This is a genomic window from Chryseobacterium sp. Tr-659, assembly GCF_011752975.1.
Lineage (GTDB): Bacteria > Bacteroidota > Bacteroidia > Flavobacteriales > Weeksellaceae > Chryseobacterium.
Genome location: NZ_VWWP01000004.1, coordinates 54,441 through 67,378 on the forward strand (window position 1 = coordinate 54,441; position 12,938 = coordinate 67,378).

At 35.4% G+C, this 12,938-nt stretch carries 8 protein-coding genes and 1 tRNA gene; 4 read left to right on the forward strand and 5 right to left on the reverse strand.

What is annotated here, in order from left to right:
• Window positions 1-7: 7 nt before the first annotated feature.
• Together F3J23_RS10850 and F3J23_RS10855 are read left to right on the forward strand one after the other, a co-directional pair.
• On the forward strand, window positions 8-2,188 hold the full coding sequence (locus F3J23_RS10850) for a hypothetical protein (protein ID WP_167028317.1): 2,181 nt from the start codon (window positions 8-10) through the stop codon (window positions 2,186-2,188).
• 17 nt (window positions 2,189-2,205) lie between these two features.
• Window positions 2,206-3,681 (forward strand): radical SAM/SPASM domain-containing protein, encoded by a 1,476-nt coding sequence (locus tag F3J23_RS10855; RefSeq protein ID WP_167028319.1) that lies wholly within the window; start codon window positions 2,206-2,208, stop codon window positions 3,679-3,681.
• A gap of 102 nt (window positions 3,682-3,783) precedes the next feature.
• Here F3J23_RS10855 and F3J23_RS10860 read toward each other — a convergent pair.
• The 3 genes from F3J23_RS10860 to F3J23_RS10870 form a co-directional block, all read right to left on the reverse strand.
• Window positions 3,784-3,857, reverse strand: a tRNA-Ala gene (locus tag F3J23_RS10860).
• A gap of 137 nt (window positions 3,858-3,994) precedes the next feature.
• Entirely contained in the window at window positions 3,995-4,723 is a 729-nt protein-coding gene (locus tag F3J23_RS10865; protein WP_167028322.1) for a hypothetical protein, read from the reverse strand.
• A gap of 160 nt (window positions 4,724-4,883) precedes the next feature.
• On the reverse strand, window positions 4,884-6,644 hold the full coding sequence (locus tag F3J23_RS10870) for a tetratricopeptide repeat protein (RefSeq protein WP_167028325.1): 1,761 nt from the start codon (window positions 6,642-6,644) through the stop codon (window positions 4,884-4,886).
• Between the two features lie 412 nt (window positions 6,645-7,056).
• Between F3J23_RS10870 and F3J23_RS10875 the strand changes: the two genes are divergently transcribed.
• Both F3J23_RS10875 and F3J23_RS10880 read left to right on the forward strand, forming a co-directional pair.
• On the forward strand, window positions 7,057-9,666 hold the full coding sequence (locus F3J23_RS10875; protein ID WP_167028328.1) for a TonB-dependent receptor: 2,610 nt from the start codon (window positions 7,057-7,059) through the stop codon (window positions 9,664-9,666).
• A 148-nt stretch (window positions 9,667-9,814) separates the two neighbouring features.
• A complete protein-coding gene (locus F3J23_RS10880) occupies window positions 9,815-10,453 on the forward strand; it encodes a hypothetical protein (RefSeq protein ID WP_167028331.1) in 639 nt (212 codons plus the stop codon).
• Between the two features lie 370 nt (window positions 10,454-10,823).
• Here the strand turns inward: F3J23_RS10880 and F3J23_RS10885 are convergent, their stop codons facing one another.
• Window positions 10,824-11,249, reverse strand: a complete 426-nt coding sequence (locus F3J23_RS10885) for a hypothetical protein (RefSeq protein WP_167028334.1) — start codon at window positions 11,247-11,249, stop codon at window positions 10,824-10,826.
• Window positions 11,250-11,255: 6 nt separating this feature from the next.
• Window positions 11,256-12,935 carry a polymorphic toxin-type HINT domain-containing protein gene (locus F3J23_RS10895; RefSeq protein WP_228455321.1) on the reverse strand — a complete coding sequence of 560 codons (1,680 nt, stop codon included), beginning with the start codon at window positions 12,933-12,935 and terminating at the stop codon, window positions 11,256-11,258.
• Between the last annotated feature and the right edge of the window lie 3 nt (window positions 12,936-12,938).

Genomic DNA, 12,938 nt, shown 5'->3' on the forward strand with positions numbered 1-12,938 from the left:
TACTCTTATGTCTATTATACCCTCTGTTACATGGAAAAAAGTACCATATCTAAGTATTCGCGGACTGGCCAGGATATTTGGCACAAAATATACTCAGCTTTCCCAGCAGGAGCTTACCAACTTCAATCAAACAATTTTCAACAAAGGAGATGTTCCTCCCAAATTGATTCCTTCCCTCTTTGATGATAATAAAGACCTTTTGAAATACCAGCTTCCTAAGTTCATGAATGATTTTATTCCGCGTACCTACCAGGCTCACGTTGCTGCAAATAAAGATCTAAACTCACCAGATGCTAAAAGATCTGTTTATGCAGCTACAGATCGTACTGATGACGGACATAGCATCATTTCAGTATCATTTCAATCCAATATCAAAACAAAAGAGGCTGTCATTGATCCTGGATATTTCATTCATACTTTAAGCAACTTTCCTGCAGGAGGAGGTGTTCTTGTTCCTACATCTTCTCTGGTTGATGTAATCTATGGAAGTCGGCAGCTTAAGAAATTCGATTTTAGTAAAGTAGACGAGCTCTGGCCTTCATTACAACAATACCAGGCTAAGATCTTTAGAAGTAAAGATCTGCTTACCAATAATACGGTACTTTTGGGCCAAAATGCCGTTTATTTTACTGATCATTTAATCCTGCCTGAAACTGAGACCGGGAGTTCCATGCAGATTGCCAGACCGCAAACCATCCTTCCTCATAATTTTGACGGACAAGGTCTTTGGATTGCGAGTTCACATCCTGAACTCCCTAATGATACTATTGCGCTTTGTTTTATAGGTCATGGTAAAAGTAACAGCAGCTTGGGAGAAATCACCAATAATACATTTGCACCCTCTGTTTTCCAGCTTTCGTTCAGGTCGGGAAATATATCTTATCTCGCTTTTGATGAGTTAAAAAACTCAATAGGACCTGACGCTGATATGCTCTGCATGAACCCTCAATATAATAGTGATATATGTGGACGGCTTGTAGAAGAAGATTTCATGTATAGGATTAATCTACCTCTTCTAATCACCATGGATTATACCGGTGGAAAAGCTATGCGATTGAGACGTGAACAATTAGGTCCTAATACCTGCCCTGTTCCTCCTGATACCAAAAATGAATTGATGAAGCTCTCGTCAAATGAAGATTGTGAAACCCAAAATCTGGATCTTGATGATCTGTACGACAAAATATCATCCGGAGAAATCAGTAATGCAGCAGGTATTGACAAGGCTTTTGCAGAAGCACCTATGAAACAGAATATAATGGGAGGTGCATACGATAACGCCGGCAACCTTTATCCTGGTAATGTGACAAGCATGATGCTCTCTATGCCTGATGGTATCTCAACATTTGATATGCCTGTTAATGCCTTACTGGGTGAACCTATTGATTCTACAATTGCCAGCACCTTAAAGCAAAACCTAAAAGAAATGAATTGGGATAGTATTCAGCGGGATGTTCAAGATAAGATTAAAGATTCAGTAGGTGAACTTGTACAGGCTTTTGATCCTTTCAGTGACGGAGTGAGTGTAAGTGAACTCGCTGCAAGCTACGCTTCAAATATTGATCTTACTGATACGATTAAGCAGCAGGTATCCAAAAGCATTGAGGAAAATATTGCTCCTCAGATATCTAATATTAACCAGATTCTTTCTGAAAATTCTCAGACATCAGCCTTTTCTCTACAGGAATATCCATTTACCGATGCAATTTCCGGATATATCTGGGCGTCTATGACTTCAGCATCGCAGGATAGTGCTTCCTATCTTGAAAACAGCATCAAATCTGAAGTTGCCAAGCAAAAGGTTCAATATATTTCTGATCCGGCAAATAAACTGGCTATTCAGCAAAATATTGCTTCCAGGCTTTCTCAATTAGGAGATCTGTCAACACTTGATGCAGACCTTGCCCAAACTTCAGGTGAACTGAAGCAAAGCCAGCAAGCCTTGAGTGATGTTATTAATCAGCTGATTAATACGCCTCATGATCCGGATCTTCAACAGCGTCGTGACGAACTGGAAAAAGAAATACAGGCAAAAACTGATGAATTAGAAAAACTCGATGAAAAACAAGCAGAAAGAACAGCCATTCAAAATGAGCAGGATAATCTTGATCCGGGCAAATTAAATGAAGAATCTGATCATGCAGGCTCTGATGCTAATGAAAAGGGCCGTGAAATATTTAGCGAATAAATTTAAAAACAAAGAATATGCATAACAAGACCGTCAAAATTATTAATCAGCCTAAATGGTTCATGGGTATCCCTGAATATGAGACAAAGTCTGCAACAAAAGACTCTTGGTTTAAATTATCAATGTATACACATCTTTTTCCTCTCAATCTTCATGAAGCTGAAGATCATGGCACCTATACTCATGAAAAAGCAACCTATGTACTGTTTAATGCTTTTAACCAGGCTACCTTCCTCCTTCCTGAGAATTATGCCGACGAGGTAAAAATGCTTTTCAATCATCATCATTTCAATAGCATTACCATAGATAAAAAAATCTTTCAGCTTCTGCTTGACGGAAGATTTATTGTTCCTGACTTTATTGATGAAAAAAAACTGGTAAAAGATAGAATTAAACGGGGAAGGCAAAGAAACGATATGCTTTATCTTACTATTGCCCCTACATTGGGATGCAATTTTAATTGTACTTATTGTATTGAAGATGAATCTTTCCGTAAGGATTTTAAAGGAATGCCGCTGGAAGTAGAAGATGGAATTGTGCAATTAGCAGAGCATCACATCCTCAAAAGCGGAATTAAACATCTTACTGTCGCCTGGTTTGGAGGCGAGCCTCTTATAAAAATTAACAGCATTGACAGAATCTCTGAACGCCTGATGGCATTATGCGAGAAACATAAGATCACATTTGACACCAATATTACAACCAATGGATTTTTGCTGAATGATAAAGCTATTGATATACTCACACGTTACCATACGAATTTTGTGAAAATCTCTCTTGACGGGCCTCCCGACATTCACAATAAGCGGCGTACTTTATTGAGCGGGAAACCCACTTACAGTAAAATCCTCGACAATATCATGAAGGCTTCACAGAAAATGCCTGTAACAATTCGTGTAAATATAGACCAGTCCAATTACGAATCATTGATGGAACTTTTAGACCTTGTAGCGGCCAGAAAAACTCCTCTACATAATATCACCATGTATCTCGGAATTGTTGAAGAAAATGAATTCATCACAGATAAATTCAAAACCTATTTGTCAAGAAAGTTATTTGCAGAGACAGAACTTAAATTCATAAATGAGGCCCGCAAGCGAAAAATGTCTTCCTGGCACCTGCCTTCCATGATAGGCAATTTTTGTGGTGCAGATATGGATCTTGCCTATATGATAGGACCTTCCGGTGAACTGTATCAATGCTGGGCAGAATTCGGAGATCCATCAAAAGTTGTTGGATACTTAAACAGCCCTTTATCAATCAATGAAGAACATCAATTACATTATACAGAATTTGATGTTACAGAACATGAGAAATGTTCAGACTGCAAAGTAATGCCTTTATGCACCGGCGGCTGCTCCCGGGAGAGACTTTTCCACAAGGAACCACAATGTGGTGTTTATAAATTCAATCTTGCTGACCGAATTTCGGAATTTATACATCAAAGCAAACAAATAAAGGTTCCCGGTGTATGGAGTTTTTCAGATACTTGAAAAAACGGATCTTTGGTATAAAAGAAAAATCCTGCAATTTTTAGAAATCGCAGGATTAATAAGCTTTTAGCGCAATATAAAGGCTTCTTTAATTGCACTCAGTGGAGAATACGGGATTCGAACCCGTGACCTTTTGACTGCCAGTCAAACGCGCTAGCCAACTGCGCCAATCCCCCTTTTTTGAAGCGGTACAAAAGTAAGTATTTAAATGATATTTGCAAATTTTTATTGACTTTTTATTTTCTTTTTTAGATTGTCTTTAAGTGTATAATCAATTATCTCATGATAAATACTATCGCAATGCTGTATCATATTATGAAAAAAATTGTTTCAGCTCCATTAATTTATCAAAAATAAGCGGTGGATAATTTCCATGGTGTTCTCCGCATTCCTTGCAAACTGGTAGTCTAAGATTTGCAGATTCGTCAAGATCTGTATAAGGAAATATACTAAATACAAGCTCATGTCTCATAATACCCAGATAAAAGATCCTATCGTCCTGCTCAATTCCAGAATGATTAATTTTCTTAAAAATAAGTTCTGCTATTTTCAAAATACTCATTATTTCTCTTACTCCATCTTCTTGCAATAATTGTTCTGTATTATGTAAATCAATATTATTATTTTCGATATCATCAATAAAGCAACGGATAGCTCTTCGGCCATGCAATAGTTCAGTACTTCCATTGTCTTTAAATCTGTTTTCATAATTAAAACTTTTAATATCATTCTCCATAAAGCTATAAAGCTGATGCAGATGAGTGAGTTCTCTTTGGAGCATCTCTTTTCTACTTTCAGCTTCTATTTGGTCTTGTATAAGTTTATTGCTATCAATTTGTGCTTTAAGAGCGAGAAACAGCAAAACAAACCCCACTAATTGGGTAATCGGGTTGGCAATACCTCCTACAGCATCACCAATTGTTCCATAATCTTTTAAGTAATTCAAAGATAGAAAAGGCAGCAGTAATGGAGCCACAATAGAAAATACGGCACCGATAATGACAATCCAAATCACTTTGCGATTCTGTTTGTATGATTTCATTTTTTTTCTATTTTATTCTATTAACAAAGATTTCGATAATCTCAATTATTTGAGAATCCCAAGGCAAAGAGCTAGTATTGAATAGCCAAAAATTACAACATCAAATACAAACGCATTTACAGAAGACTAAAAACGAAATAAAAGTCTTTGGCTATTCAGTTTAACTAATCAAATTTTTTTCCAAGACACCTCCTAAATTATCTTCTCTACCAAGTCCCATTTTTATTTTGATTTTTGTTTTATAAACTCTTATACTACCTACTGAAAGTTTTTCAAGTAAAGAAATCTCCTTTGCACTAAGGTTTAATTTGAAATAAACACATAGTTTTAATTCCTGCTCACTAAGGGAAGGATAGGTTTTAGAAAGCTTTTCAATGAAGTTCTTATTTTCCCGAGAACTTTCATTGATGATATCATTATTCTTTTTATCTATTAATATAAGGTTACTGATTTTAAGTTGTAAATTCTTTAAAACCTCTTCAATATTTATATTTTTTGTTTTCTTTATTTTTTTTATATTTTCTAAAAATTCTCTCTCTGTTTCAGTTTTTAAATTAAGATTGAGATGCAGATTATTAATTTTTTCTTTCTGCAGCAAGATGTTTTGTTCCAGTATCTTTTTTTCATTTTCGTAAATCACCTTTCCTTTAGTCAAAATTTCCTTCTCTTTGGTCAGAATTTCTTTCTCTTTAGCATACACCTCCTCTTTCTTTTTCTTCATTTTAGTTAAAAGCGATAGAATAAGTGAGAAAACTGCTATTAAAAAAAGCATACCCAACAGTAAAAAAATATTTTTCCTTTTTTCATAATCAGATTCTTGGTTGGCAGACTTGAGAATATATTTATCTGTAAAATTGAGATTTGCTTCAATTTCATTTTTATAGTTTTCATTACCTTCTCTGTTAAGCTTTGCAAGCCGCTGGGAAACAATTTTTAAATTTTGGATGTTATTTGTTTTTAGATAATAATTTTGCAGAGCTGTATTCAGAATTATTTTGTTTTCATTAAGGCGTAACTCTGGTTCAATGGCTTCCAGAGATTTAATGATATGTTCTGTAGCGGAAGGATTAGCATCAATACTATCATAAATATTGATCAAAGCTGTTGCACTACGAACAACCATTCCAAAATTTTTAATACGTAAGGAAAATTCTAATTCAGAGCTAAACAATATTTCGGCTTGTTTAAAATTCTCAACTTTTTTATAATAGTTAGCAAGTCCTTCTTTGATATAATTTAAGAAAACCTTTTCTTCATTGTATAAATTGGGCTTCGCACTAAGAATTTTAAATGCTTTTTCAGTTGCAGTTATTGCCTCTTTTAATCTATTCATTTTTTCATAGCACAATCCGAAATTATTATACATAGATGCTATATACATAGTTTCGTCCTGCTTTTCAAATATCATAAGTGCTTTCTTAAATAATGAAATAGCATCATTATATCTGCCTTCATTATATAATATTCTTCCTTTGAAATGATATAAATGTCCCAGATTATACTGTTTGGTCGTGCCTTTACTAGTATCAATAGCAATGTTAATATATTTTAAAGCCCACTCAGGAGAACTTTTTTCAAAATAAGCTGATAGACACGCATTGCAGTTTATGGTAATATAGGTGTATCTGTTATTATTAAGTCTCAATAAATCATAGCATAAAAGAATCTGTTTCTGTTTATCATTAGAATTAATAGCCATTTCCACTTGTTTGCTACTAATCAGATATTTTATATTTCCGGTTTTATGATATTTATTCAGCTCTCTGTAAAATATCTTCTTCATCTTCCCCGGGTCTTCCCTCACATACATATTCATTTCTTTACCGAGCTCGAAGAAGTAATCGCTCTCCTTATTATTATGATTGCAGGAAATTATAAGAAAAAGTGGAATAAATAAGATCCAAAATACACTTTCTTTCATTCATTTAATGTTTTACACAATTTTACAAATAATTTATTAAAACCCAGGTATTTTCATTAATTAAACTTGTGATTTTAAGTAACTTACATTAAAAAAAGCAACAACTCAGCAATCACATATTCACATTAATTCGAATTTATATTTTAAAGTATTTTGTATATAATTATTAAAAACATTAACATTATTAAAAATAATAGAAAAATTAAATAGTCTTAATAATTTTCTAAAATTCTCTAAACAGATCATTAATCATCTCAATAATTTAAGTTTCGATATCACTAAAAGCAATCAAAAAACCTTTGAGAATGCATGATTCACATAGCACATGAAATCACTTAATGAAGATTTAATACATTTTTCGAAAATAAATATTCATCTTTGCAGCCTAAACTTAAACACGCTAGTTTATTTCATGAGCATTATTTTTAAAAAGCGACTTATTATAGCGCTTGTATTACCTACGGCAGCCTTATATTACGGGCAGAGTACGAAGGATTCTTTAGAAAAATCTAAATCTATTGATGAGGTGATGTTGGTAGGTAGAAACCTTTCCCAAACAGCCAAAGAAAGAAAAACCCCTGTTGCAGTTTCCACCATTAAAGCAGCGGAAATTCAGGAAAAATTAGGAAACAGAGAATTTCCTGAAATTATGAAGTCTACCCCTTCCGTATACGTTACCAAAGTGGGTGGAGGATTCGGAGACAGCAGAATCAACATGAGGGGTTTTGATGCGGCCAATATTGCAGTTATTATTAACGGACAGCCGGTTAATGACATGCAGGGAGGAACCGTATATTGGTCTAACTGGACAGGATTGGCAGATATTGCAAGCTCTATTCAGATTCAAAGAGGTTTGGGAGCGTCTAAATTTGTTGTTCCGTCTGTAGGAGGAACTATCAATATTGTTACCAAAGCAACTGATTCTGAGCAAAAGGCAATGATTAAAGGAGAAGTGGGTAATGATAATTATTCCAGATTATCAGCAATGTATTCTTCCGGATTAAAAAACAAATGGGGAACCACGGTTTTACTTTCCCGCTGGCAGGGTGATGGTTATATCAACGGAACAAAGGGAGAAGGATATTCATGGTTTTTCTCCACAGGATTTAAACCTAATGAGAAGCACGCCTTCAATTTAATTGCAACAGGAGCTCCACAGGTACATGACACGAGAAGATCTTCTGCAACCGGAGCTAATGTAGCAACCCTTCAGCAATTTGAAACTTATGGAAGAAGATACAATCCGCAAACCGGAATGCTGAATGGTTCACAATTCAACCTAGCTCCTAACTTCTATCACAAGCCTATTGCCTCATTGAACTGGGACTGGACAATGAATGACAACCTGAAACTATCCACTGTTCTTTATGGTTCATGGGGACGCGGCGGCGGCGGTACCGGACTTAATGGTTCTATCAAAAATGGGAACGGACAAACCATGAACTTCATGAATTATGGCCCAGGCGGAGACGGAACCATCAACTGGGATATGATTTACCGCTATAACAGAGGAGGTATGGTAACAGATTATAATGGAAATACATTCCAGAAATCAACCTTTACAGCACCTGCGGGCTCCCCTACCGATTATAACGGACAATATGTAGCTACGCTGAACGGAAGCAGTGGAATTGTAAGAAAGCAAAGTATCAATGCTCATGACTGGTATGGAGTTATTGCAGACCTTAATTACAAAAAAAACAACTGGACTTTTAACGGAGGTATCGATCTTAAAACTTACAAAGGAGCACTTTATGATATTGTTACTGATATGTTAGGATCTGATGCATTATTTGTTCCTAATACAGCCAATGCTCCTAAAGGATATTATATTGACCAAACTGTAAAGCCGGAACCGCTTACAAAACTTAAAGATGCTCAGAAAGTATCTATACACAACGAAGGTTTGGTAAAATGGGCTGGAGTATACGGAATGATTGAATATAGCTCTGAAAAGCTAAGCGCTTCTGTTCAGGGATCAGTTTCTGAGCAATACTACAAAAGAATAGATTATATGCTGTATACGCCAGGAAACCAGGAAACGAAATGGTATCATAAAACAGGTTATATTGTAAAAGGAGGCGCTAATTATAATATCGATGAACATCATAATGTATTTTTCAATACAGGAGTGATCTCCAGACAGCCTTTATTTAATGCTTTATTCCCATCCAACCAAAATATATACAATGATGCGAAGAACGAAAGAATCTTCTCTGTAGAATTAGGATATGGATTCAAATCGCGTTATGTAGATGTGAATATCAATGCTTACAGAACGCAGTGGGACGATAGATTTATTTCAAGAACATTCAATGCAACGGCTGCAGATATTGCAAAGTTCCCTCAGCTCAACCTTGGAAATGCCTACTTCTATAATGCACTGAATGTTGGACAGGTGCACCAGGGAGTTGAATTGGAAGCTAAAGCAAGACCTTTTGCCAATCTTAGACTTAGAGGGATGTTATCTTTGGGTAACTGGAAATACAAAGGAAATGCAAACTTTAATATCCTTGATGTTCAAAGCAACCAGGAAGTTTCGGGAGCTACGGGAATGATCAATATCAAAGACCTGAAGGTTGGAGATGCAGCACAGACTACAGCCAGCATCGGAGCAGATTATAATATCACCAAAGCTTTCAGTATTGATGCTAACTGGGAATATTATGATAAACTATATGCTCAGTTTAACCCAATCAACTTCCTTACTCCTGAAGCAAGAGATAAAGGCATCGTAAAGTTACCAAGCTATAATTTATTTGATGTAGGTGCTTCTTATAAGTTTACATTGGATGCTAAAAAATCTTTAACATTGAGAGCTAACGTATACAACTTATTCAACAAATATTATATTTCTGAATTAAGCTCCAATATTTTCGCAGGAGATAAAATTACAAGTGGTCCCGATGCCGGAAAAACATATCAGGAAGCTGGTAGAGTGTATCAGGGTATTGCGGATGGTAATACAGGATTCCTTGGTTTTGGAAGAACCTGGTCTGTTGCAGCTACTTTAAGGTTTTAAATAAAATCATTTCAATAAACAATCAATTGAACCCATCACTTTTGATGGGTTCTTTTCTTTTGAAAAATGTTGTTGTACTCTCTCCTATTCTATAAAGAAATAAGTGGTAGATTAGACAGGACAGAAACTAAAAATCTTTTCTACTATAATGGACAAAGAGACAATACATTATATCATTACTTATTTTGGTAATCTGATGACCCATGATGAAAAATTAGCATTAAGGTATCAAATATTTACCTATAAAACATCCAATAATTCTCAACTGAAAAAAGGATTGACTGATAAAGGGTTGTTCAATACTAGTCCTAAAACTGCGAGCTTACTTCAAAATGGGTTTGATGAATTTGCGCTCAATGTAGCTCAGCGAATATTGGCTGAGGTTCCGGAAAAAATATTTTTTAATGATTGCCCGCAATGCAACAGGCTGGCTCGTACTCCTTTTGCGAAACAATGCAGATATTGTGGATATAGCTGGCGCAATCGGGTCACTATATTTAGAATTGATAGCGTTTTTAAACTTACTAATAGAAGTTTTTATTTCCTTGGTGAGATTGCAGATGGTGAAATAAATCCGGGGCAACTCATGGATTTAGCAATATTGGGGCTTGATAAAAAGGTTAGAATTGAATCCATAGAATTTGCAGACCGATTAACCAACGGAAAACCATGGAACGGTGTTGACTTGGGAACAAATGAATTGACTGAAGGAGAACAAGAATTTTTAAAACAGAAAAATCCTATTCATTGTATCATTCCTATTATTTTATTACCTCATTATAAATAATGCTTAGTTCACTGATAATACTGAACTATTCTTTGCTAACAATTTTACCATTTCAAAATAAAGGAGCTGTTTCAAAATTGAAACAGCCTTTCTAATTATTTATATTTTATAATTATATCTATTTTCTTTGAAATTTCGTGATCTAAAGATTTGTTACTTCATCAATTTGAAAATCAAGACTTGTCAAAATATCCATAAACATTTTTCTCTCCTCTTTTATAAAATCTTTACTAAAATTTATATCTAAAAAAAACTTTCATCTTCAGAATAAATGTAATCTTTAAGTTTATCTCTGAGCAAATCTCTATTACCTACAAACTTTGCTGCTATATCAATACTCATCTTTTATTTTTTGCATGATATTTAAAATTTATTCCCAGTCAAAATCCTCTGCATTAGTCCAAAATACAACACTTGGCTTTTGTTTAGGATTTTCAAAAAACTCACTGATAATATTTACAGTCTTTTCCATATTTAAAAAAGAATTTTTAGGAACATAATTTTCATCTCCTGCATCCACTATTTCTGAATAATCACTACCATTTGAGGAATACCATGACTGACCATTCCTTACATTTGGAATATTTTCATCATATCTGAATGAAATGTTTTCTTTATCTACAGCTGAAAACTGCAAGATAATATTACTTTCGTCAGAAATTTCAAATTGAAGATATCCTGTATTGGAATACTCCAGATCTGTATCATTTAGATTTTTAAACAAGTTCACAACATCACTTTTACTAAGGTTTTCGTTGTTTACCTTATCTAAAAAAGTTGTTTTAATTTCACTCATAGTTTATTATTTTGGTAATATTACTGTTTTTCCGTTTTTACTAAAAATAGTCAATTTTTCTATACCCATTTCTTTCATCATTTCTGGTAGATATGTTTGACAATTTCCACAAGAGTATCTGTCTACGTACATGGTCATTTCTTTTGGCATACTTCCACCTAATCTTTCATAAGTTCTCATCAATGCATGCCCTTCAGCATGGAATAAAACTTGATCTTTCCCTCTACCCAATCCCAAGATTTCTTTCCATTTTCTACCTAAATTTTTCGATGAATCGCTTAGCAATGAAGAATTGATGCCAAAAATTTTCTTCCCATCCAGATCAACAAAAGCAACGGTTCCATTTCCGTCACCTATTTTAGGTACTGTTTCTCCTAGTCTTGGCATACCAGCATGTCCCCTGAAGTCATCAATTGACTCCCAAGCATCATTGTTACTATACCCATTATGCACAAGAATCCCATCTTCAGTTACATAATAGTTTTCATTATCTTCAATATCAAAATTATAAACTTTTTCGTAATGAGGCAAGACTTCCACGCTGATAACTGTTGTATAATCCCCACCTTTTAAATGTAATAAATCTCCTGCTTTCAGGCTTCCGGCTTCTATCCATTCATCATTACAGAAAAACCTGTGCTCAGGTGTCACACGTACGAATTCTCCAGTGGGTAATTCCAAAGAAAGCATTTGCTGGGTAAACCTTTCATGCTTTGTAAGGATAGGTTTATATTCCTGCTGTTTGGTAGTTTCGTTATATGTTAAGACGAGATCACCTTCATAAAGGTCTTCAATGTTCTTCATTCCATTCGGTGTATGAACTTTTGTTCCTGCAGGAAAACAAACCAGTGTTGCTCCTTTTGCTGCAAAAATTCCCAATACAAGACTTACTCCACTGTCTTTCAGTTTTTCAAGAACATCTTTATCACTGCTCCAGATACTGTACTGTTCATAATAAGCTCCACCAATTCCCAGTCCACGCATGGTCTTACAAAATAGTGAAGCATTTTTAAATCCTTTAAAAGTAAACTGTTCTATTAATTCTTTTCGTGCCGTATTGGCAAACTGGCGGCCAAATTCACGACCAAAAGTAGTCACTGTTTGTCGTAATCCTGTTGCTCCTGCGGCCGAAGTCGCTCCGGCAGCACCACCTACCATCCCAACTGCTCCTCGCCCGGCAAGAAATCCAAAAGCAAAGTTGGCAACATGTCCCAGGTTGGTAAGGGCGGCACTTCCCCACGCTTCCCAAACGGTTTCTTTGGCTGTTATGGTTCCACCTTCTGCCGGACAAACCATAATGGATGAAAGGGTAAGTGTTTTATGGCCCTGTATAGCAAATTTTTGAGAGGTGTTGGTCCAGACTCTTTGGGAAGCTGCAGCTTTACATTTTATGAGTCCGATAGCAACTGCGGCCAAAATAGCAGCGGCAATAATGGCGGCAACCAGCCAGCCGGGTCCGGGAATCATGGCACAAATCCCCACAGCAATCCCAGCTACGGCTCCTGCCATAAAAGCAACATTTCCAAGACAGACAAAGTTATTGCCCTTCAGGGTATCCAGTTCTGTAGCGGCTTTGTCTCCACTGAAGGTTACAAAATCCTGACTGGTTACCTTCATTTGTTTCGGAGCTACTCCTTTATTGCAAACCAGATAATGTTTTTCGGTAAGATACTGTTCATCTTCCATAAT

Excerpts from the sequence above, each read along its gene's own strand:
- F3J23_RS10855 (WP_167028319.1), top strand. The coding sequence starts at position 2,206 with ATGCATAACAAGACCGTCAAAATTATTAATCAGCCTAAATGGTTCATG.
- F3J23_RS10885 (WP_167028334.1), bottom strand. The coding sequence starts at position 11,249 with ATGAGTGAAATTAAAACAACTTTTTTAGATAAGGTAAACAACGAAAAC.
- F3J23_RS10865 (WP_167028322.1), bottom strand. The coding sequence starts at position 4,723 with ATGAAATCATACAAACAGAATCGCAAAGTGATTTGGATTGTCATTATC.
- F3J23_RS10895 (WP_228455321.1), bottom strand. The coding sequence starts at position 12,935 with ATGGAAGATGAACAGTATCTTACCGAAAAACATTATCTGGTTTGCAAT.
- F3J23_RS10880 (WP_167028331.1), top strand. The coding sequence starts at position 9,815 with ATGGACAAAGAGACAATACATTATATCATTACTTATTTTGGTAATCTG.
- F3J23_RS10850 (WP_167028317.1), top strand. The coding sequence starts at position 8 with ATGTCTATTATACCCTCTGTTACATGGAAAAAAGTACCATATCTAAGT.
- F3J23_RS10875 (WP_167028328.1), top strand. The coding sequence starts at position 7,057 with ATGAGCATTATTTTTAAAAAGCGACTTATTATAGCGCTTGTATTACCT.
- F3J23_RS10870 (WP_167028325.1), bottom strand. The coding sequence starts at position 6,644 with ATGAAAGAAAGTGTATTTTGGATCTTATTTATTCCACTTTTTCTTATA.